General features: G+C 65.1%; 19 protein-coding genes and 6 pseudogenes. 13 read left to right on the forward strand and 12 right to left on the reverse strand.

Going from position 1 to position 20862, the window contains the following annotated elements; genetic code table 11:
• The first annotated feature begins 137 nt into the window (after nucleotides 1-137).
• The 9 genes and pseudogenes from G7085_RS13440 to G7085_RS13480 all read left to right on the forward strand — a co-directional run bounded on the left by G7085_RS13440 (nucleotide 138) and on the right by G7085_RS13480 (nucleotide 9497).
• The gene (locus G7085_RS13440) at nucleotides 138-1172 is read left to right on the forward strand and encodes a glycosyltransferase (RefSeq protein WP_331715993.1); all 1035 of its coding nucleotides are present in this window, start codon (nucleotides 138-140) and stop codon (nucleotides 1170-1172) included.
• A gap of 128 nt (nucleotides 1173-1300) precedes the next feature.
• A complete protein-coding gene (locus tag G7085_RS13445; protein WP_231979503.1) occupies nucleotides 1301-1777 on the forward strand; it encodes a hypothetical protein in 477 nt (158 codons plus the stop codon).
• A 2-nt stretch (nucleotides 1778-1779) separates the two neighbouring features.
• Entirely contained in the window at nucleotides 1780-2937 is a 1158-nt protein-coding gene (locus tag G7085_RS13450; protein ID WP_197511378.1) for an FkbM family methyltransferase, read from the forward strand.
• Between the two features lie 23 nt (nucleotides 2938-2960).
• Nucleotides 2961-3632, forward strand: coding sequence for a glycosyltransferase (locus tag G7085_RS13455; protein ID WP_197511379.1), 672 nt, complete (start codon nucleotides 2961-2963; stop codon nucleotides 3630-3632).
• 96 nt (nucleotides 3633-3728) lie between these two features.
• Nucleotides 3729-4991: pseudogene (locus G7085_RS13460) on the forward strand (ISL3 family transposase); the annotation flags it as partial.
• 1282 nt (nucleotides 4992-6273) lie between these two features.
• A pseudogene (locus G7085_RS13470) lies at nucleotides 6274-7184 on the forward strand (glycosyltransferase).
• A 12-nt stretch (nucleotides 7185-7196) separates the two neighbouring features.
• Nucleotides 7197-7616, forward strand: a complete 420-nt coding sequence (locus tag G7085_RS32705) for an NAD(P)-binding protein (protein ID WP_331715667.1) — start codon at nucleotides 7197-7199, stop codon at nucleotides 7614-7616.
• A pseudogene (locus G7085_RS13475) lies at nucleotides 7520-8337 on the forward strand (UDP-galactopyranose/dTDP-fucopyranose mutase family protein). The gene G7085_RS32705 and the pseudogene G7085_RS13475 overlap by 97 nt, the downstream one beginning before the upstream one ends.
• Nucleotides 8334-9497 (forward strand): annotated as a pseudogene (locus G7085_RS13480) (nucleotide sugar dehydrogenase). The pseudogenes G7085_RS13475 and G7085_RS13480 overlap by 4 nt, the downstream one beginning before the upstream one ends.
• A 211-nt stretch (nucleotides 9498-9708) precedes the next feature.
• On the opposite strand, the gene G7085_RS13485 reads toward G7085_RS13480, so the two are convergent.
• Nucleotides 9709-10578 carry a Stealth CR1 domain-containing protein gene (locus G7085_RS13485; RefSeq protein ID WP_197511382.1) on the reverse strand — a complete coding sequence of 290 codons (870 nt, stop codon included), beginning with the start codon at nucleotides 10576-10578 and terminating at the stop codon, nucleotides 9709-9711.
• Between the two features lie 39 nt (nucleotides 10579-10617).
• Between G7085_RS13485 and G7085_RS13490 the strand changes: the two genes are divergently transcribed.
• Nucleotides 10618-10803 carry a hypothetical protein gene (locus tag G7085_RS13490; RefSeq protein ID WP_197511383.1) on the forward strand — a complete coding sequence of 62 codons (186 nt, stop codon included), beginning with the start codon at nucleotides 10618-10620 and terminating at the stop codon, nucleotides 10801-10803.
• A gap of 134 nt (nucleotides 10804-10937) precedes the next feature.
• Here the strand turns inward: G7085_RS13490 and G7085_RS13495 are convergent, their stop codons facing one another.
• The 3 genes and pseudogenes from G7085_RS13495 to G7085_RS13505 form a co-directional block, all read right to left on the reverse strand.
• On the reverse strand, nucleotides 10938-11873 hold the full coding sequence (locus tag G7085_RS13495; RefSeq protein WP_197511384.1) for a Gfo/Idh/MocA family protein: 936 nt from the start codon (nucleotides 11871-11873) through the stop codon (nucleotides 10938-10940).
• A gap of 149 nt (nucleotides 11874-12022) precedes the next feature.
• A pseudogene (locus tag G7085_RS35030) lies at nucleotides 12023-12367 on the reverse strand (adenylyltransferase/cytidyltransferase family protein); the annotation flags it as partial.
• Nucleotides 12316-12933 carry a WhiB family transcriptional regulator gene (locus G7085_RS13505; protein WP_197511385.1) on the reverse strand — a complete coding sequence of 206 codons (618 nt, stop codon included), beginning with the start codon at nucleotides 12931-12933 and terminating at the stop codon, nucleotides 12316-12318. The pseudogene G7085_RS35030 and the gene G7085_RS13505, both read right to left, overlap by 52 nt.
• 420 nt (nucleotides 12934-13353) lie before the next feature.
• Between G7085_RS13505 and G7085_RS30470 the strand changes: the two genes are divergently transcribed.
• Together G7085_RS30470 and G7085_RS30475 are read left to right on the forward strand one after the other, a co-directional pair.
• Nucleotides 13354-13914 (forward strand): UDP-N-acetylglucosamine 2-epimerase, encoded by a 561-nt coding sequence (locus tag G7085_RS30470; protein ID WP_331715669.1) that lies wholly within the window; start codon nucleotides 13354-13356, stop codon nucleotides 13912-13914.
• On the forward strand, nucleotides 13902-14438 hold the full coding sequence (locus G7085_RS30475; RefSeq protein ID WP_269451863.1) for a UDP-N-acetylglucosamine 2-epimerase: 537 nt from the start codon (nucleotides 13902-13904) through the stop codon (nucleotides 14436-14438). The genes G7085_RS30470 and G7085_RS30475 overlap by 13 nt, the downstream gene beginning before the upstream one ends.
• Nucleotides 14439-14496: 58 nt before the next feature.
• Here G7085_RS30475 and G7085_RS32715 read toward each other — a convergent pair whose 3' ends face one another.
• The 4 genes and pseudogenes from G7085_RS32715 to G7085_RS13520 all read right to left on the reverse strand — a co-directional run bounded on the left by G7085_RS32715 (nucleotide 14497) and on the right by G7085_RS13520 (nucleotide 16493).
• The gene (locus tag G7085_RS32715) at nucleotides 14497-14943 is read right to left on the reverse strand and encodes a UDP binding domain-containing protein (protein ID WP_331715670.1); all 447 of its coding nucleotides are present in this window, start codon (nucleotides 14941-14943) and stop codon (nucleotides 14497-14499) included.
• Entirely contained in the window at nucleotides 14903-15256 is a 354-nt protein-coding gene (locus G7085_RS30485; RefSeq protein ID WP_269451864.1) for a nucleotide sugar dehydrogenase, read from the reverse strand. The genes G7085_RS32715 and G7085_RS30485 overlap by 41 nt, the downstream gene beginning before the upstream one ends.
• Nucleotides 15256-15725 (reverse strand): annotated as a pseudogene (locus G7085_RS30490) (NAD(P)-binding domain-containing protein). Before G7085_RS30490 ends, G7085_RS30485 begins: the two are co-directional and overlap by 1 nt.
• Nucleotides 15726-15821: 96 nt before the next feature.
• The gene (locus G7085_RS13520; protein ID WP_197511386.1) at nucleotides 15822-16493 is read right to left on the reverse strand and encodes a hypothetical protein; all 672 of its coding nucleotides are present in this window, start codon (nucleotides 16491-16493) and stop codon (nucleotides 15822-15824) included.
• Nucleotides 16494-16570: 77 nt separating this feature from the next.
• Here G7085_RS13520 and G7085_RS30495 point away from each other — a divergent pair, with 77 nt between their 5' ends.
• Nucleotides 16571-16696, forward strand: a complete 126-nt coding sequence (locus G7085_RS30495; RefSeq protein ID WP_269451865.1) for a hypothetical protein — start codon at nucleotides 16571-16573, stop codon at nucleotides 16694-16696.
• Between the two features lie 57 nt (nucleotides 16697-16753).
• On the opposite strand, the gene G7085_RS13525 is transcribed toward G7085_RS30495, so the two are convergent.
• The 4 genes from G7085_RS13525 to G7085_RS13540 all read right to left on the reverse strand — a co-directional run bounded on the left by G7085_RS13525 (nucleotide 16754) and on the right by G7085_RS13540 (nucleotide 20861).
• Entirely contained in the window at nucleotides 16754-18106 is a 1353-nt protein-coding gene (locus tag G7085_RS13525; RefSeq protein ID WP_197511387.1) for a D-glucuronyl C5-epimerase family protein, read from the reverse strand.
• Between the two features lie 104 nt (nucleotides 18107-18210).
• The gene (locus G7085_RS13530; protein WP_197511388.1) at nucleotides 18211-18918 is read right to left on the reverse strand and encodes a hypothetical protein; all 708 of its coding nucleotides are present in this window, start codon (nucleotides 18916-18918) and stop codon (nucleotides 18211-18213) included.
• Between the two features lie 496 nt (nucleotides 18919-19414).
• On the reverse strand, nucleotides 19415-20371 hold the full coding sequence (locus G7085_RS32720; protein WP_197511389.1) for a glycosyltransferase: 957 nt from the start codon (nucleotides 20369-20371) through the stop codon (nucleotides 19415-19417).
• 109 nt (nucleotides 20372-20480) lie between these two features.
• Complete coding sequence (locus tag G7085_RS13540) at nucleotides 20481-20861, reverse strand: hypothetical protein (protein ID WP_197511390.1); 381 nt, start codon at nucleotides 20859-20861, stop codon at nucleotides 20481-20483.
• Nucleotide 20862: the final 1 nt, after the last annotated feature.

Below are 20862 nucleotides of genomic sequence, written 5' to 3' on the forward strand. Positions count from 1 at the left end.
CCTCTATCGCCAAGGCGCAACCTGTGGAGAATTGGACGGCCCGCGAGCCGGGTCCTCCTGCTGGCGCTCGCACACAGCAAGAGGGTTGCGATGTTTCCGTCATCATCCCCGTGTACAACTCACTCGCCTACCTGGCGGTGGCGGTTTCGAGCGCCCAAGAGCAATCAGGGGTCCGTTGCGAGATCATTTGTATCGATGATGGGTCGAACGATGGCTCTGGTGAACTGCTGGACGAGATGTCAACTCGCGACCCGCGTGTGCACGTGATCCATCAGGCCAACGGTGGGCTCTCTGCCGCGCGGAATGCTGGTCTTGGGGCGGCTACCGGACGCTACGTCTGCTTCCTTGACAGTGACGATGTCTGGTTGACGGATAGTCTCGCCGGCCTCGTTGCGCGAGCCGACTCGGAGGACCTGGACGTTCTCCTTTTCGATGGAGTGTCGATCCGGGAGGAAGGCGTCGACGATGATGTCTGGGCCAGGTATGCGACGTATTACCAACGCTCGGTCCACACGATGGTGACAACAGGGCCAGACATGGCAACGGCCATGAATAAAGAGGGCGAATATCGAGCCAGTTCCTGTCTCTACATTGCACGGAGAGACTTCCTGGTCGAGAAGGGGATTGGTTTTTATCCCGGTCTGATTCATGAAGATAATCTCTTCACTTTTGGACTTCTTGCCGAGGCAGGGCGGGTCGGCCATTCTTCGGTGGGCTTCTATGGACGGAGGGTGCGTCCTGAGTCCATCATGACTGCGAGTAGCCGCTTAGCCTCCGCGCGCGGCTACTTCTTCGTTTGGGTGGCGATGCTCCGCATTCTTCATGGTCGCGACTTCGGCGATCACGAAGTCAATAGAGAGCTGGGGAATGTTGCCCATTCGATGTTCAGGGCTGCCCGGAATAATGCGGTGTCCCTGAGCGAGGACCTAGTTGAGAGCATCGCGGAGGTGGACGACTCTGCCGATGCACAGTCACTCTTCGTGCTGTTCCGCCGCGCCTGGTCTCAGGATCGGGGCAGGAAGAAACTCGAACGCCGCATCCGCGAGGCCGAAGCAACTGCTTCCCTGCTCGGACCTCCGCCCAACTCTCCAGCCGGCGGCCTCGCGCCCCGCTTGGCCGCGAAGCTCCGAGGTGTGAAGGCCAGTTGGGGCCGGCGACACCCCTCAGGGTAGAGCTTTGGGGCAACGTGGTAGGCTGCACGGACTTGAGGCGGCCCTTTGCTGGTCACGCCGTTCTGTGCTGTCTGGCCGCAGCCATGCCGTAAGGAGTCCTTGTGCCGCAGTTGTCCAAGAAAGAGTGGGTGCTCGCGACCGGGTCGGCCCTCCTGAGCGTGCTGTCGATTGTCTTCTGGCTCACCGGTAAGGAGCACGTGGCTGGCCTCTTCGGTCTCGGGCTACTGGGGTTGATGGCAATACTGCAGGTCCTGTTTGCTTCCCGTACCTGGCGTCAGGTGGTCAAGGGCGACTCGCGCCTCGGCAAGGCGGTGGCTCGGCAGGTGAAGACTGCAGGCTCGATCGGGCGAGGCATTTCTGCCAATGCGGCTGCCCAGGAGCGGGGCTTGGATGCGCTGCAGTTCTCCCAGAGTGTCGTCACGCAGGCACTTGCGGGCGTGAAAGGGACGACTGAGGAAGCTCTTCGAGTTGTGCAGGCCAACGAGGCGAGGGTCCGGGAGCTCGAGGCTTCTGTCGAGAGGCTCTCCCGTGATCTTGAGATGGCCCTTGAGTCCGTCGCCGTCTTCAGTGAGCGTCTCGCGAATGGGCTCCTGGGAAGCGAGTGAAGATGGTGGGCAGCGGTGGCGATGCTCATCTGACGCAGCCGGAAATGGACGCGGTCGAATGCGCGAACGGACGGACGATCTACGTCTCCCTTGAAGACGCACGCGGCCGGGAGCTTGAGGCTCACCTAGGTGTTCCGTATCCCAACTCGTTGAAGCTCTGGGAGCTGGCCCTCCAACTCATGGATGAGTGGGATCTGGTTCTCGATGTCGGGTCGAACTATGGTGAAATGCTTGCCGGACTGCGGGGCTTGTCGGCGACCCGTGTCATCGCGTTCGAACCGAATCCGCTGATCCTGCCGTGCCTCAGGGCCACTTTGACGGAGCTGCCGTGGCAGGTCGAGCTCGCCGAGGTTGCCGTGGGCGCCTCCACTGCGGACACCGTGTTCCTCGATGTAGACGTGGAATGGAGCGGTGTGACGCACATCGCGGAGCCTGATTCTCGCGAAGACCCGCCGAGCGCAAGCAGGGTACCCGTCAGGCTGGTGTCGTTGGATTCGGTGTGTACCCCGTACCCCCGGACGGTGTGCATGAAGATCGACGTGGAGGGCTATGAACTGCGCGCGCTAGCTGGCGCGCGCAATCTCCTGTCCTCGGCTGACTACGCGGTCGTCATGTTGGAGATCCTTCATATGCCCGTCCAGGATGTGTTGGAACTGGCCCGCAGGTATCCCCTCTACCTTTTGGATATTCAGCGTGAGGAACTGGTCCGTTGGGACGGGGCTGACGGATACCAGCTGGGACGTGCGTTGCACTCTGGCCAGCTATACCGTCAGGATGCGATTCTGCTGGCTGGCGCACGCGGTGCCGACCTCGACTCCCAACTCCGAGCGAGTCGCGACTCCACGATGAAAAGGGAAGCACGGGTCGCCGCCGCTGCCGAAGCGCAACGGGCGGAGACCTCGGGGCTCCAGTCCGCACTGTTATCCGTCCGGTCTGAGTTACTCTCTACCGTTGCAGACAAGTCCATGGTCGAGCGCCAGAGGGATGTTGTGACCCAGAACCTCGCCGAGCTACAACAGCAGTACGAACTGCTGCGCGAAGACCTTCGACGGTCCTTCTCTGCACGATCTGTTCTGAGGGTCTTGGATCCATCAGGCGAACTGTTTCGGGAGGCTCTCGTCGAGTTCTCCAGGAGTCTAAGGCACAGGAGTGCAGAGTGATTCGTCCGAAGGTGTCGGTGTTGGTGCCGACGTTCAACGCTGTCCCCTTCCTTGAACAGGCGTTGGACAGCCTCGCCGCCCAGACCTTAGAAGATATCGAGTTCATCTGCATCAATGACGGCTCGACCGATGCATCGCCGGTAATCTTGGACCGATACGCAGCGCGAGACCCGAGATTCAAGGTGATCCACAAGCCGAACAGCGGATATGGCGCGTCCATGAATGTTGGACTCAGTCATGCCAATGGTGAGTATGTTGGAATCCTTGAACCTGACGACTATGCGTCCCCCAAGATGTTCGCTTCGCTGTATGAGGCGTCCCGCGACGGTCGGGCGCAGGTTGTCAAGGGCAACTTCAACGCAGTGAAGACGGCGCCGTCCATCGAGATCAGCAAAGTCACCCTCTTTCCTTCCGATAAGACAAACCAACTTCTACGCCCAGCGTCTGAGCCCTGGATCTTCCGGGCAAGGCCAGCTATCTGGGCCGGCCTATACAAGGCGAGTTTCCTTGAGGAGAACGGTATACGCTTCTTGGAGAGCCCCGGTGCCTCCTATCAGGATGCTGGGTTTAACTTCAAGGTCTGGTCGGCTGCGACTGAGGTCGTATTGGTGGACGAGGCGTACCTGTATTACCGGACTGATAACGCCGCCTCCTCTGTGAAGGATCCGGAAAGGTTTGGGGCTCATCACAGATGAGGTGTAGGGGCTGTTCGGCGCGTCGGGCCGGTAGGGTCGAGGTCTCCGATGATGGAAGTTCTCACACTGCCCATCTGGAAGACCTCGACGTGTCTGATGCTACCCTGTGGCGGGGTTCGCCTGCCTGACCTGACCTCGTTCTGTCGGCTCGACGAGCTCGGCTTGGAGGTCACCGGCCAACTGCTGGAGCCTGGCCGCGCGGTCCTCGCCTGCCGGGTGGTGGAGCCGGATCAGTGGTGCCGACGTTGCGGCTGCGAGGGCCTCGCGCGTGACACCGTGACGCGGCCGTTGGCCCACGAGCCGTTCGGCTGGCGGCCGACGACGTTGCTGGTCACGATCCGCCGCTACCGCTGCACCGGCTGCGGGCATGTGTGGCGACAAGACACCAGCCTCGCCGCGGAGCCGCGGGCGAAGCTGTCACGCCGCGGGCTGCGGTGGGCGTTGGAGGGCCTGGTAGTTCAGCACCTCACCGTCGCCGCGTCGCCGAGGGCTGGGGTGTCGTGGAACACCGCCAACACGGCGGTCCTGGCTGAAGGCAAGCGGGTCCTGATCGATGACCCGACCAGGTTCGACGGCGTGAAGGCCATCGGCGTGGATGAGCATGTGTGGCGCCACACCGCCGCGGTAACAAGTACGTCACCGTGATCATCGACCTGACCGGCATCCGACGACAGGCCTGCAGGCTGCTCGACATGGTCGAAGGCGCTCCAAGCAGGCGTTCAAGCAGTGGCTGTCCGAACGCGACAGCATGGCGCGACAGAGTTGAGGTCGTCGCGATGGACGGGTTCACCGGTTCAAGACCGCCACCACCGAAGAGTTGCCCGACGCGACCGCCGTCATGGATCCCTTCCACGTCGTCCGCCTCGCCGCGACGCCCTCGACCGATGCCGGAGACGCGTCCAACAGGCCATCCACGACATCGAGGACGCACCAGTGACCCGCTCTACTCGGCGCGCCGCACCCTGCACACCGGCGCCGACCTCCTCACCGACCGGCAGAAGGACCGCTCACTGCCCTGTTCGCGGCGATGATCATGTCGAGGTCGAAGCCACTGGGTATCTACCAACGGATGATCGCCGCCTACCGTGAACCCGACCGGACCAGAGCCGGCCCTGATGACCAGCCTGATCGCCTCGGTCAGCCACGGCGTCCCGCCGCGTTGAGCGAGGTGATCACACTCGCCGAACACTGAAGAAGCGAGCAGACGATGTGCTGGCCTACTTCGACCGCCCGGCACCTCGAACGGTCCGACCGAGCCCTCAACGGCCGCCTCGAACACCTCCGCGGATCGGCACTCGGCTTCCGAACCTCACCAACTACATCGCCAGATCACTGCTCGAGACCGGCGGATTCAGACCCGACTACACCTGGATTGTGATGAGCCAGGTTGGCTGTCGCCGAAGAGTATTCGAGCATCCGGAGTTCATTGACCATCTTGAGTGTCGGACGATAGTCCGATTTTTCAGGAGCCGGTTCGAGGCGTACCGATGGAACTTGGATCGACTTGCCCCGAGTCCGTCAGGTTTCTTTGACCATGTCGAGACCGAGTATCAGCTGCGTCGTCGCGGGAACTACAACGATCCTGCTTCACGGACACTGAGCTCAAATCTAACAGCGAATGCTCTGCGACGCTGTTGCTCTGATCCCAAGCCTGGGGAGCAACTCGAACCCAACTCTGAAGCGCAGCATCGTCTGTGATCAACTGTGTCAACTCTGATCGTTGAGACTGCGTCATTGCCAGACCCACACGAGATCTCTGTTGACGATCCAGGACCTAATCCGACGGGTCATGGGCGGTCGACGGAACCGTGGGCGGAACTCCGTGTCGCGAGAGGGACTACCTGTTCTTCCTGGACGCCGACGACGTCCTCGAGTTGGACATGATGGAGAAGGTGGTCGCCGCTTCGGTCGCAGCGTCCTCAGACATCTGCGTTTTCCGCGCGGACTCGTTCAAGGACGGTGAGCCTGATGGGCGAACGCCCATCAGGCATGGCATTCGTAATGAGCTCCTGCCTGAAGAGCCTGTCTTCAGTCCGCGCCATGTCCACAAGGATATCTTCAGCCTGTTCCAGGGTGGGCATGGGACAAGCTATTCCGAACCGACTTCGTGCGCGGCGAAGGACTTGAGTTCCAGGAGTTGCGCACCACCAACGACCTGCGGTTTGTCATGACCGCCATCGCTGTCGCCGATCGTATTGCGGTTCTCGATGAGCGGCTCATCCATCAGCGTCGGGAGATCAGCTCTTCGCTTTCGCGTACCCGCGAGCGGTCATGGAACAACTATCTGCTTGCCCTCGAGAGCCTCCGGGAGGAACTCGAGTCACGAAGTCTCTATGGGGTCTACAGATTGGACTTCCTGTCGTACGCCGTTCAGTTGTCGATGTGGAATCTTCGGACACTGGCTCCGGCTAGCAGGTCAGCGTTACTCATGGCGCTAAAGGGCGGCTGGCTCGAGCGCCTCGGGCTCGACGTGGTGGATCTTGCCAGCCTCCATGATCCCGATCTCGCGGCACAGTTCGTTGATCTCGTCAGTGACTGCGCGATGCCAGGCAACGAACCTGTGGCGGCAGTTGATCGCACCCCGAGTGACCGTGAACAGGTTGAGCATCCAGTTCTGTCGGTCATCGTTCCTGTGTACAACATGGAAGAGTACCTACGCGAGTGTCTCGACAGCGTCCTGCTACATGGCGACCTCCCGCTCGAGGTTATTTGCGTCAACGATGGCTCAACCGATTTGTCTTCGCAGATTCTCGAAGAGTATCGACAGCGTTTCACGCAGTTGACGGTTATTCATCAGCGCAACAAGGGACTCTCCGGCGCGCGCAATCGGGGCTTGAGGAGGCAACTGGGGAGTACGTGTGCTTCCTGGACAGTGATGATGTCCTGCGCCCGGTTGATCTGACCGCGCTTGTGGGTTACGCCCGGATGAACGACCTCGATGTCATGGGCTATGACGCACGGTCCTTCTTGGACGGCGAGAGTGCCACCGAACCTTGGCGCGCGCTCCGCAAGTACTACCTCCGCTCTCGCTCCTACACCCGGGTGCAGACCGGGGCAGAGTTATTAGCGGAGCAGCGCAGCCATCATGACTACCGGGTCAGCTGTTGCCTCTATCTCGTCCGTAGACACCTGATCGAATCGTTGGGGCTTAGGTTCATTGACGGAATCATCCACGAAGACAATGCGTTCACGTTCGCCATCATGGTTGCTGCCGAAAGGGCCGCCCATGCGCGGGTGGAGTTGTATGGCAGACGAGTGAGGGCGGGCTCCATCATGACGGGGAGTTCTCATCTCAAGTCGGCGAGCGGGTACATCGCGTCACTGCCATCGATGATTGGCACCCTGGGGTCATGGCAGGGAGACGATGAGACTGTCGCGAAGCACTTGAGTGGTGTGGTGTATCAGGTTCTGCACAACTCTCAAGACCATCTCTCACGCCAGTCGGAAGTGTCACACCGCGACTTCCTCGATCACGAGGGAGATCCTGTTCGAAGCCTCTTTATGCGCGTTCTTCAACGGTTGAGCCCGCCCGCGTCTGTTTCTCGTAAATAGTTAGGTTGCCTCATGGATTTATTGGTGGTCGGATCCGGTCTCTTCGGACTCACGTTAGCTGAGCGCGCTGCGTCCTCAGGCCTCAAAGTCGCCATCGTCGAGCGCAGGGACCACATCGGCGGCAACGCCTATTCGTCTTTTGATCCCGAAACGGGCATTGAGATCCATCGCTATGGATCACATCTCTTCCATACCTCGAATGTGGCCGTCTGGGAGTACGTAAATCGATTCACCTCGTTCACGGGCTACCAGCACCGCGTGTACTCGACCTTCAAGGGGCAGGTTTTCCCCTCCCGATCAACCTTGGTACGATCAATCAGTTCTTCCGAACAGCCATGGGACCGAGCGAGGCCAGAGCGCTGGTCGCCTCCCAGTCGAGCGAATTTGAGTCCGGTGACGCACGCAACCTCGAGGAGCGGGCCATCTCTCTGATTGGGCGGCCCCTGTATGAGGCGTTCATCCGAGACTACACTGCCAAGCAATGGCAGACGGCACCTGAGGAGCTCCCGGCGGAAATCATCAGCAGATTGCCCGTCCGGTATAACTACGACAACCGCTATTTCAACGACACGTTTGAGGGGCTGCCCGCTGATGGGTACGGTGCCTGGCTCGAGAGGATGGCGGATCATCCGAACATTGAGCTGCACCTAGGGGTTGACTTCTTCGACGAAGGGCACGCCCTTAGCCGTAGCGCGACTGAGGGGGCGCTGCCGATCGTCTACACAGGGCCACTGGACCGGTACTTTGATTTTGCGGAGGGGTCGCTGAGTTGGCGCACGCTTGATTTCGAGTCAGAGATCCTGGATGTCGGTGACTTTCAGGGACGAGTGTGATGAACTATGCGGACATGGAGGTGCCGTTTACGCGCATTCATGAGTTCCGCCACTTCCACCCTGAGCGGGACTACCAGCAGGAGAAGACCTATATCACGAGGGAGTTTTCACGGTTCGCTGAGGGTGAGGATGAGCCGTATTACCCCGTGAATACCAAGGGCGACCGGGATCGTCTACTTCGATATCGGGATCTGGCTGGTGGTCTGCCGTCCGTGTTCTTCGGCGGTCGGCTGGGCACATATCAGTATCTGGATATGCACATGGCGATCGCGTCAGCCTTGTCGCTTTGGTCGAACAGGGTCAGTGGGGTTTTCGCGTGAGGATCGCGGTGGTCGGACTCGGATACGTGGGTATGGCGAACGCTGCTGCACTCTCACAACAGCACTCTGTGGTAGCGGTCGATGTCGACGCTCGACGCGTCGATCTGGTCAACGCTCACCGCTCACCGATTGCAGATCCGGAACTGGAGGCTTACCTCGCAAACCACCCGGTCAGCCTTACGGCTACCGGCTCGCTTGAGGAGGCTCTTGAGGGGCCGATGCTGTGCTTGTCGCCACACCTACAGACTATGATCCGGAGACGAACTACTTCGACACATCCTCAGTTGAGGGCGTGATCGCGCAGGCCCTGGAACAGAGTCCTAGCATTGTCTTGATTATCAAATCGACGGTGCCAGTTGGGTTCACCGCGGCGTTGTCCGAAAGGCATGCCGGTGCCCGGATCGTTTTTTCGCCGGAGTTCCTGCGGGAGGGTCGGGCATTCTTTGACTGCACGCATCCGTCGCGCATTGTGGTTGGCGACCGGGGCGAGGCTGGAACTTTCGTCGCGAACTTGCTCAGGTCGGCCGCGTCCGACAAGCATGTTGCAGTGCTTCTGACCGGTGCCACGGAAGCCGAGGCAATCAAGCTGTTTTCCAACACCTACCTCGCTCTGCGCGTGAGCTTCTTCAATGAGCTCGACACATTCGCCGCTACTTTTGGGCTCGATACGCGCCAGATCATCGACGGAGTCAGTCTTGACCCTCGGATTGGGGGCACTACAACAACCCCTCGTTCGGGTACGGTGGATACTGCCTTCCGAAGGACACCAAGCAGCTACTAGCGAACTACTCCCGGGTTCCTCAGAACCTAATCAGTGCGGTTGTGGATGCTAACCGCACCCGGAAGGAGTTCATCGTCGAACAGGTCTTGGAACGGAAACCAAAGATCGTTGGCATCTACCGGCTGGCCATGAAACTGGGGTCAGACAACTATCGCTCGTCGTCGATACAGGGCATTGTGAGCCGACTCCAGGCCCGAGGGGTCCCGGTGGTCCTCTATGAGCCGAGTGTGGCTGGCGACGTGTTCAACGGGGTGCCCCTCATCCGGACCTGACCGATTTCAAGAAGCGCTCAGATGTCATTATCGCCAATCGTCACACGTCTGAACTGGATGACGTGAAACAGCGTGTTTATACCCGTGATGTTTTCCAACGCGATTGACAGGTGGTCGGGCGCCAGCGCTCATCTAGTCGGATGCGGCCTGCCCTCAGGTCAGGCGAAGTAATGCGCCTGAAAGGCGGCTAACCTGGCTCGGTTGGCCCCAGCTGAGGCCGCGGTTGCGTTCAGGCAGACGACCTCGGCGTCGCGCCATTCCAGGATGCGCGGCAACCGCCACCGCAGCTCCGGGAGGCTACGTCGGCGTAGAAGTGTCTCACCTCCCGGGCACGCCTCGGCCTGTGGCCAGGGCGTAATGCGGGGCGAGCGAAGACGCCACCGACAGGTCGGTCGGTTGCCGGAACGGGGCCAGCTGCGTGCGGTGGAACTCCTCGGCCGCGAGCGACTCCAGCTCCAAGGTGAGTGAGCGCAGCTGCGGGTGCGGTACGTGCTTCATCTTGTGCCTGACCCTGACTCCGGTCAGCCGTTCCAGCACCGCCGAGTTGTTCCTTGACGCTGCAACCACCGGCTCGTCGGGCTGACGCGTCGGCTCAGCGATCGGGTCCCTGGCGAGGAACGCGCGGAGTCGCCCGTCGGAGGTGAAGAACGTGGATGGCGGCGTGTAGCGCGCCAGGAACACGTCGTCGTTGAGGTACACCCAGTGTTCGGCGAGGCCGGGGATGTGGTGCAATCGCGACTCGATGGCGTGTGAGTTGAACGTCGGTAGGGCCTCCGGATCGTCAAAGATCTCGGTGTGATCCACCACGGTCACGTGCGGAAACTCGTCGGCCAACCACGCGGGCCGCTGACGGTCGGTCACCAGGAACACCCGGCGTCTCCACGGCGCGAACCGTTCGACGGCCCGTAGGGCGTAGCGCAACTCGTCGATCTGCGTGAACCGCGCGTCGTTTGTGGCGGTCGGATGCAGGGCTCCGGAGGTGTCGCGCCCTTGTCGCCGTGCCTGCCAGGCAGGATCACCGCCGTCGACCCAGGTGAAGACGAGGTCAATGTCGAACTCCGGCTCCGGCTCGCCGAGGGGGCCGGTGGTGACGACGACCCCCACATCCGGACCGGCCGCGAACCTCCCGGCCTGGTTGGCCCACGCCCGGAAGACCAAGGCCGGTGCCGTCGCGGAGGCGCGGGACATGGGACGGGGCGGAGACCGTCGAGGTACAGCGGCGCCTCGGTGGAGGAGCACAGCGCCCGGAGGGCAGCCTGCCAGTCGGTCACTGTGATCGTAGGCAGCCCGGCGCCGACGTGCGCGGTGGTGTGGGGAACTTCGGCCAAGGCCGCCTCGCAGGTGGCCAGGGCCGATGCGATGGCGTCGGTGGCGGACGTCCACGGGGAGGCCACGACGCTCGTGCCGCGGTAGGTCACCCAGTGGGTTCCCGGCGCGGCGAGGGCGTGGTCGCGGAGCCGGGTGACGATATGCCCAGCCCCTCACCGACCCGCTCCAGAGCCCTTGCCCCGAGGTGGAGCGCAACTGCCACGGGCCCGGTCATCTGCCTAGTTCCGTCGCGTCGCGCCTTGCCCCGCCAGCAGGGACGCGATGGCCAGGGAATCTGCGCGCCGCAGCTGGAAGGAGTCGCGGTTGCCGTCGGTGATCATCGACACGAACTCGGCCAGCTCGTAGCGCAGCCCGTCACCGTCGAACGGTGTGTAGTACTTCCGGTTGTTGCGGGGATCCTCGAACCGCGTCTCGAAGTATTCGGTGAGCCACCAGGGTGCCGGCACATAGAGGTAGCCCCGCGTCCCCGAGACCACGAGGTCACCCTCGGACTTCACGCCGATCCCGACGGTCGCCGAGGCCACCGCGTGCGGGTACACGAGATTGACCCTGGCGAAGAGGTCAACCCCGGCCTCGGAGCGCACCGCCCGGGTCGACACATCGACAGGATCGGTGCCCAGCAGCTTGACCAGCGCGAGGAACGGATAGGTGCCGAGCTCGCTCAGCGCACCGCCGACCTGCGACTCCACCTCCCGCCCGCTGTCGATCAGCTTCGTGAACGTCGCGTCCACCGCCCGGATGGTGCCGATGGTGCCGCTCCGCGCAATGGCGACCATCCGCTGGAAACCGGGGGCGAATGCCGTCTTCACCGCCTCCAGCAGCACCAACGACCGCTCGTCCGCCAAGGCGTACAGGTCCTCGAGGTCGGCCACCGACAGCGCCATCGGCTTCTCGCACAGCACATGCACGCCCGCCTCGAGAGCCCGCGTCGCGAACTCCACGTGCGTCTCGTGGGGGGTGGCGATGTAGACGGCGTCGACGTGGGCCAGCAGGTCGTCGTAGGTCTCGTTCGCCCACTGCAACTCGAACTCCGCAGCAAAGGTCCGCGCCGAGGCAGGGTCACGGGTCCAGACCGCCTCGACGTTGACCCCGGAGACGAAGCGGGCCTCGCGCACGAAGCGGCGAGCGATCCTGCCCGCGCCGACGATCCCCATCCGCAGCACACCCCCTGCCTCGCGGAGCCCGGTGCTTGAGATCCCTTCGTGCGGTCGAGATAGGTCACCTCGCAGTAGTCACGGAGGTAGTCGAAGCGGCCCACCCAGTCCGATCCGATCGCGAAGACGTCCACGTCGAGGCGCTGGATATCGTGGATCTTCTGACCCTCGTACTCCTCGACGATCACCTCGTCCGCGAGCCCCGACTCGGTGACGTTGCGGATCCGCTCAACGAGCGACTGGCGGACGTTGAGCTTGCCGCGCTCCCTGTCGTAGCTCTCCGCGGTCACGCCGACGATCAGGCGGTCGCCGAGCTGCCTCGCCCGCTCGAGGAGGCGCCGATGCCCTCGTGGAAGAGGTCGAAGGTCCCGTACGTGATGACCCGCCTCACAAACGACCTCCTGCTCACCCTGCCGCACCCGGTCGGGCGCCTCCCCACACCCTAGTCCGGGACAGACGAAGCGGTGGCGAGGCACAAGGGAGTGCCTCGCCACCGCGGGTGACAGGTACAGGGGTCAGGCGGCCGTCGCGCGACGGATGCCGGTCTTGACCTCGTTCGCGATCGCGACGATGGCCTGGGCGACGGGGTCGCCTTGACGCGTGGCCGCAGGACGCCGTCCTCCTGCTCGATGCGACGAAGGTGACGCTTGACGGTCGAGACCGAGCAGCCGACCTTCGAGGCGATGACGCTCAGCGGCTGATCGGGGTTCGCGGTGCGGATGCGGTGGATCTCGTAGCGGTCGAACTGACGGCCGGAGTTCACGCCCGCGAAGGTGTCGAAGTCCTCCGGGTCGACCTGCACACCGAGGCGTGCGCGGATCTCCAGGCGCTGACGCTTCGTGGTGCCTGCGACGTAGCCGGCGACGTCGAAACGGGTCACCGCATCGGAGAGACACTGGGCCATCAGCGGGCAACCGGCGCACATCTTGTCGGCCTGGGAGCGCAGCATCTGCTGCTCGCGGCGCTCGCCGCGGGAGGAGGGGGAGGCCCCGTCGTCGAGGAGCGGGTGCAGGAAGACGTTCGCGTAGGTCACGCATGCGGTGCTGGTGGTGGTCGTCATCAGTGTCTCCTCTTTCGCCGAAACCCCGTGTGGGCTCCGACCCATCCAGAGTGTCGTGAAAACGGCGTCCTGTGACCCGAAAATCGTGGGGGACCTACCCGACTTCTCTGGGTATCCGCGATAGGCAGATTTGAGTACCCATGCTCACCTGGGCAGACAACCGATCCGGCTAAGCGGCCGTGACAAGGATGACACGTCATCTGTCGCTGGGTGGGGAAGTACTCAACCGCATGGGTACCCACGGCGCGGGTGGGTGGCCTGCAGCCATCCTTGCCGATGGTGGGTCACCCCGGGGCCCGAAGGGTCTCAGGCCCCGCGATCGCTTCGCCGGTAGGCTGACGGGCAGGCCGGAGGAAGGTTAGGCATGAAGAAGGTAATGGTCATCTACGGGACCCGCCGGAGGCGGTGAAGGTCGCGCCAGTGATCAAGGCGCTGGCGGCCTCGGACGTGCTGGAACCGGTGGTGGTGTCGACCGGGCAGCACCGCGACATGCTCGACCAGATCAACCGTTGGTTCGGGATCGAGCCCGACTTCGATCTCAACGTCTTCCAGCACGGGGCCACGCTGACGCAGTTGTCGGCGAAGATCCTGGAGCGGCTCCCCGAGGTGCTCCAGCGGTTCCGCCCCGACGCGGTGCTGGTGCAGGGTGACACGACGACGGTCGCGATCGCGGCCATCGCGTGCTTCTACGAGCAGATCCCGGTGGTCCACCTGGAGGCCGGGCTGCGTTCGGGCGACATCCATTCGCCGTTCCCGGAGGAGGCCAACCGGAAGTTGGCGGGGCAGGTCACCGCCCTGCACCTGGCGCCGACGACGCTCTCGCGGGAGAACCTGCTGCGGGAGGCGTTCGACGGGTCGGCGATCCCTGTGGTGGGCAACACCGTCATCGATGCGCTGGAGTGGACGATCGCGCGCCCGGTCGAGTTCGCCGACCCCGTCTCGCGGAGGGGTACGCGGCCGGGCGGCCGATGGTGCTGCTGACGGCGCACCGCCGCGAGAACTGGGGCGCGCCGATGGAGCGGATCGCCAAGGCGGTCGCGACGCTGGCCGAGCGGTACCCGGACCACCTGTTCGTGTTCCCGGCGCATTCGAACCCGAGGGTGCGCGAGACGATCATCCCGGTGATCAGCCCGTTGCCGAATGTGGTGGTGTGTGACGCGCTCGACTACCCGGAGTTCGTGCACGCCCAGCAGTGGGCCAAGCTGATCCTGACCGACTCGGGCGGTGTGCAGGAGGAGGCGCCGAGCCTCGGCAAGCCGGTGCTGGTGCTGCGGGAGAACACGGAGCGGCCCGAGGCGGTCACCGCTGGCACCGTGAAGCTGATCGGCACCGACTTGGATGCGATCGTGGAGAACTCGGTGCGGCTCCTCGACGACCCCGCCGCCTACGCCGCGATGGCGAACGCGGTCAACCCCTACGGCGACGGTGATGCCGCGGGTCGTTCGGTGGCCGCGATCGCCGAACTCCTCGGCGTCGGGGAGCGGCTCCCCGACTTCGGGGCCTAGGGCCCGAACGACGCGAGGGGTGACCGGTCGGTCACCCCCTCGCATCATTTCCCTCTGGTCACCTGCGTTTGCGGTCCCACAGGCCCTTCGCGTCGATCAGGGCACGCCCCGCGACCCGGTCGGCAGGCACGGCCCTGAACGCGTCGTGGTCGACGAGCACCACGAGGATGTCGGCGGTGTCGAGCGCCTCATCGGTGCCGGTCAGGGCCACGTTGTCGCGGCCGGCGAGCTGGCTGGGCAGTTCGTGGACGTGCGGCTCGACGGCCAGCAGGTGCGCGGTGGGCATCCGGTCGGCGAGCTGGACGGCGATCGAGATCGCCGGCGACTCGCGCAGGTCATCGATGTTGGGTTTGAACGCGAGCCCGAACAGAGCGACCTTCGGGTTCTCGAGGCCGTAGGCCGCGGCCAGCACCTTGTCGATGACCCAACCGGGCTTGGCGTCGTTGACCTCGCGGGCCCTCGGATCAGCCTCGCCTCTTCGGGTGCCGCGGCCACGATGAACCACGGGTCGACGGCGATGCAGTGCCCGCCCACCCCGGGCCGGGCTGCAGGATGTTGACGCGCGGGTGGTGGTTGGCCAGCTCGATCAACTCCCACACGTCGATGCCGAGCTTGTCGGAGATGATCGACAGCTCGTTGGCGAACGCGATGTTGACGTCGCGGAACGAGTTCTCGACCAGCTTGGCCATCTCCGCCGTGGTGGCGTCGGTGAGCAGCAACTCACCATTGCAGAACGTGGCGTACAGGTCACGGGCGCGCTCCGCGGCCCGCCTGGTGATGCCGCCGATGATCCGGTCGTTCTCAACCAGCTCGATCATCACGCGGCCAGGCAGCACCCGCTCGGGCAGTGTGCGAACAGCAGGTCGGCCCCGGCCAGATCGGGACGCTCACCAAGCACCACATCGGCCATGTGTCGGGTGGCTCCGGGCGGCGAGGTGGACTCGAGGATGAGCAGTTCGCTGCCCGTCAGGTGTGGCGCGATCTCGCGGGCCGCAGCCTCGATGTAGCTCAGGTCGGCGCTCTTGTCCTCGTGGAACGGGGTGGGAACGGCGACGATGTAGACCTCGGAGGCGCTCGGGTCAGCGATGCGGTGAGCAGCCCTTCCCGACGGCGTCGACGACGAACCGCTCCAGGTCGGGCTCAACGAAGGGACCCGTCCGGCGTTGATCGCCTCGACCGAGCTCTCCTTGACGTCGACCCTGTGACGCGGATCCCCTGGGCCGCCAGGATCGCCGCCGTGGGCAGGCCGATGTAGCCGAGCCCGACCACGCAGACATCAGAGAACATGGGGTTTCCTTCCGATCGGCTCCACGCCGCTACCACGCGGCGCAGATTACCACGCGGCCCCAACAGACCTGGTCTGCCGGGGCCGCGAATGGTGGGTCAGCTGGCCTCGTCGGGCAGCTCCATCGTGTCCGGCACGGACGGCGGCTGGATAGCCAGCGGCTTCGGCTCGGCCGGCACCTGGACGCTCTCGGTGCCCATGTCCAGCGTGATGGTCGTGGGCTCCGCAGTGGAGCGGAGGTTGCCCGGTACGTACGGCACGCTGACGGACATCCGGCTCAGCGTGTAGGCGGTGTCGTCGAGCAGCCTGGCCGTGTCACTCAGCTTCCGTGCGTTCGCGAACTGCGCGATCCGCTGCAACTCGGAGACGTGCCCGTCGTGGTAGTTGATGTTGATGTTGCGCCCGGTCCACAGCTCGGGCACGGTGACGTCGGCGCCGTAGCCGTCGAGCGTGACGGGCTCGCCCATGTCCTGCCAGCGCCCGCCGTACCAACCCTGCACCTGCACGGTGCCGGTACCGGTGAGGGTGAGCACGGTGGTGGGTTCCTCGTGCACCCTCAGCTCGTAGCTGGGCTTGAGGTTGACGCCGAGCTCGTCGGCCTCGCGCAGCTCGACGTCGTCGTACCACGCGGTCGTGTTGGTGACGGCGTACGAGTAGGTCAACAGCTGCACCTTGATCGAGCAGGTGGCGGCCGGTGCCTTGAAGCTGGTGGCCGACCACGCCTCCTCCCGCGACCGGTTCTTGGCGTTCTCGTGGATCAGAGTCGTCACCGTCTTGCCGTCCTTTGCAGGGCACAGCGAGTAGATCGCGACCTTGCCCCGGTGCCCGCCTGGCCCTCGGGATCTCGATGTTCGACTTCATGGAGAAGGACAAGGTCCTGTCCGCGGGGAATGAGCCGGGCGGCAGGGTCTGCTCGACGCCCGCCCACGCGTTGCCCTCGGTCGGACGCCGACCCGCCCGTTGGACAAGATGACGCCCGCGGTGTTGCCGTTGACGATGTTCCACCCGGGAAGCGCGCCGTTGCCGGCCGTCATGGTGGAGTTGGTGAGCAGGTTGGGCCGCTCCGTCGAGGGCTTCCCGACCGGGAGGTCGGCGATCGGCCTGCCGTTGAGCCGGGTGGAACCGATGGTGGCCTCCGAGCCCGCCGGGATGGCTCGCAGCGGGACGGTGTCGTGGCCGCGGAGCATGTCGTAGGACGACATCGTGCCGCCCTCGGACGGCACCTCCATGCGGGGCACCTGGACGGCCAGGTCCTGGACTGCCTCCTCGAACAACGCCCAGGCCCGGGCCGCGTTCGGGGTGCCCTTGCGCTCCTTGGCGTAGGCGTCGAGCGCGAGGACGGCCTGGAAGTGGCCGTTGTAGACGACGGTCGGCGTCGGGTGGTCGGGTACTCCTCGAACCAGAGGAAGCCGTTGGCGCGGTTGGTGAAGCCACCGTCCTGCATCGCTACGAGGTAGGAGTTGAACAGTTGATCGGCGTAGCGGTCCCATTTCGCGTCACCGGTGAAGTCGGCCAGTTCGAGCATGGACGCCATCGCTCCGGCCTGGCCGAGGCCCGAGTACCAGGGGTTGGGCAGGGGTCGACGCCCGGATTCGCGCTGAACGAGAACGGGTACGGCAACCACATGCTGACGCGGCCGCTGGCCGGGTCGGTGCGCGTGGTCGCCCCTTGATGAGGTGGTTCGCCCCGAGCAACGCGAAGCAGGTGCGGTCGGCGTCGTTGATCGTCGTCGAACGCAGGCTGAGCTTGATGAAGTTCGACAGCGAGATCGGGTTGTAGTGCGTGTTCGGCTGGTAGGGCGTCTTGATGACGTGCGGCCTGCCGTCCTCGGTGAAGCCCCAACCGGCGGGGCCTTGGCGTGGCAGGGATTGTCGTAGGCCGGGTCGACCGGCGGCGGCGTGGTGGTCGCGGTGAACTGCACGACGTTGTTGAACACCCACTTGTTCTCCGGGGTGAAGGTCCAACCCTTGGCCGTCTTCTTCGCGTTGATGACGGTGGCCCACACGAAGGAGCGGCAGCCGTTACTGCCCGTCCACTCGGTGTTGCATTCGGTCTTCCACATGCGGCCGTCGGTGCCGGTGAACTGCCCGTTACGTGCCAGGGGATTGTTCTTCCAGTCGGCGCGCGGTGACGGGAGGTAGGTCAGGTTGTTGAACACGTACTCGTTGAAGAGCTTGTAGCGGCCGTTATCCAGGCGCGCCTGGGTGGCCAGGATCTCGGCCCTGCACCTCGTCACCGTGGTCGAGTAGGGCTCGCACGTGGTCCTCCACATGCGGCCGTTGTACTCGCGTTCACCCGGCGTCGTGTAGGGATGGTCGTCGGCCGCGGCCGGGGTCGGGGTGGGGGTGGCCACGAGGCCGATTGCGGCCAGCAGGGCCGCCACCAGAAGGGGGACGATTCTTCGAGTTGTACGTGTGTGCATCACTAGTCAGGTACCCAGACGGAAGCAGCGCAGCCCCGAACGGCCTACGCCTCGTTCGCCCGATGCTACCCGACGGCCATGCCGAAGCAGGCATTGGTGGAGCGCTCAGCGGGCCGTGGAGCCAGGGTCCGGTGCTTGTCAGGCGAGATTGGGTGGGTGAACGTGTGGTCTGCCAGCCCCACGAGGAGGGGCGCCATGGCGTCGGCTGCCACCACCTCGACGGTGGTATCCGGCCCGCTCGGGGTGACGACGGCCAGCAACTCCGGGTCGGCCACCACGACCGAGTCCGCCGCCAGAGCCCAGCCGCGCTCCCAGTCGCGGGCCAGGTCGCCGGCCTCGCCGTCGGGCCACGGAGCGTGGTCCGAGTGGTCGATGACGACCCTCGCGTACCAGTGCCTGGCCGCGAATGCGCCGAAGCCGAAGAAGCCTGTGGGTGGCCCGGTGAGCACCACCACGTCGAAGTCGTCGTCGCGCGCCCCGAACCAGCGCTCGAGGGCCACCTGCCAGAGCCCGGCCGGGCCCAGCGTCGGGTCAGCGTCGCGGACCGCGCGGGTCAGGGCGAGGGCCTGCGTCGCGTCGATCGGGCCGGGTCCGGGGGCGACGTTGGCGACGCCCAGGTCGGGCACCACGTGCAGCCGGTCGGCACCATCGACGGCCCGGTCGGAGGCAACGTCGAGCAGCAGGCCCGCCTCGTGGGCGGCCGACATCCAACCCAGCTGACGCGGGGTCGCCTCGCCATGGCGCACCAGCAGCATGCGGCCGGTGCCGGGCACCCGGTCGGCGGGGTGGGCGTGGGCGGGCCCCTGCGAGTTCCACCAGCGCCGTCTCTGGGAGGGCCCCGGGGTCGTCGGCGACGACCCACGCCCAGCCGCGTGACGCCTGGGCCCACAGAGCGAGCTCGGTGGCCCACGACCCGGGCTCCAGCACAAGCAGCGGCCGGTGGGCGTACTTGACGATCCAGTCGAGGACGAATCTCCACTGCGCGGCGGTGTCGCCGGTCAGTGACCCGGCCGCGATGTCCATCGCCGGCTCCGGGAGCGGCGCGGTCTGGGTCACCCCGGACATCCGGAGACGGTCGCCGTCGCGCCGCACCACGATCAGGTGCCGGGCCCGGGCGAGGCCCGCCCGCGTCTCGTCGTCGGTGATCACGACGGGGGTGTGGAGGCTCATGCCGCCAGCTCCTCGATCAGGGCCAGTTCCGGGCGATGGTGGAGTGCCATCCGCACTGGGTGCGGACCCGCTCGGCGGCCGCGCGGGAGAGGCCCGGCATCAGGTCCGGGTTCCCGACCAGGTGCCAGAGGGCGTCAGCGAAGGCGCGCGGGTCGTTCCCGCGGGGAGCAGTGAGCTGCGGGAGTCGGTGAACTCCGGAATGGCGGCCACCGGATTGGTGATGGTGACGGCGCCCGAGGCCATCGCCTCGCCGAGCATCACGCCCTGGGTGTCGTAGCGGGTGGGCACCAGGGCGACGCCGTGTGCGTCGTACAGCGCCGCCATCCGGGCGGGCCGGGAGAAGCCCTCGGAGACCGTGACGTTGTCGAGCCGCCGGATGTCGCGCACCGCTTCGCGGAACCGCACGCCGTAGCCGCGGATCGTGATCTGTAGTTCGGCGAACCCCTCCCGGCGGGAGCAGAGGTCGAGCGCGCGGATCGCGATATCGCCTCCGTAGTTGTGGGTGGCGAAGCTGCGCAGCAGCAGGATCCGCCGCGCCTCCTCGGGGCGCGGACCCGCGCGCCGTACAGGTCGGCGTCGATGTAGTTGGGGATGGTCCGCGCGTTCACGGCCTCGGTGCCGACGTCGAACTCGGAGTAGCGCCGCTGCGTCGCCGACATGAACACCTTCGTGATGGCGGGATCGGCGAACAGCGGCCGGGCGGCGGCGAACCGGTCGCGGTTCTGGCCGTCCCTGATGTGCCGGATCGCCGTCAACTCCGCGGTCGTGGTGTTGCCGTGCAGCCTGCGGTAGTCGCGCACCTCGTAGCCGTGGAACCAGGTCGCCAACCGGTGCCCCGGCACCCGCGCCCGGAGTTCGGCGATGGCCTGCGGGGTGGGGAATGCGCGAGGATCGGCGACCCACCCGCGGCGGCGGCGTCGAGCGCGGCGGGCAGTTCGGAGGCGCGGATCGACAGCACGGGAGCGTCGGGCTCGTCCTGCCACCATGGCGCGTCGGTGTTGAGGGGGAGTAGTCGATGACCACCCCGTGGAGCCCGGCCGCGGCGTACGCGCGCACCCGTTGCCGGACGAACTCGGAACCGGTCCTCCAGCCGTGCGGGTAGGTGACGGCGACGAGGATGAAGTCGTGGCGCTCCCGGAGGCGCTCGATGGGTCGTTCACGCCAGCTACTTCCGGCGGATGACCTTGGCGACGCGGCGGAGCGGGTCGCGTTCGAGTCGCTCGGCCTGCGTGCGCACCTTCGCCTCGAGATCGGCCCGGACGTGGGCCGCCTCCTCGAGATTGGTGCGGTCGACCTCCCGCTCCGCCCGCAGCGCCATCAGCTCGGTCTGGAGCCCGGACACCTGGGCATGCAGCCTGTCGAGCTCCGTGACGGCCTTCTCCGTGTCTGCCCGCGTCAGGTCCATGCGGGTGGCCAGGGCGATGGCGTCCCTCCGGAGCTCCTCGATCGTGCCGCCGGCCTCCGCGAGGCGGGCTGCGGCCTCCTCCGCCTCCCTCAGGGCATGGGCAAGGAGCCGGTCGCGCTGGTCGTCGTTGTTGTCAGCCACG

The organism is Tessaracoccus coleopterorum (genome assembly GCF_011174705.1).
Lineage (GTDB): Bacteria > Actinomycetota > Actinomycetes > Propionibacteriales > Propionibacteriaceae > Arachnia > Arachnia coleopterorum.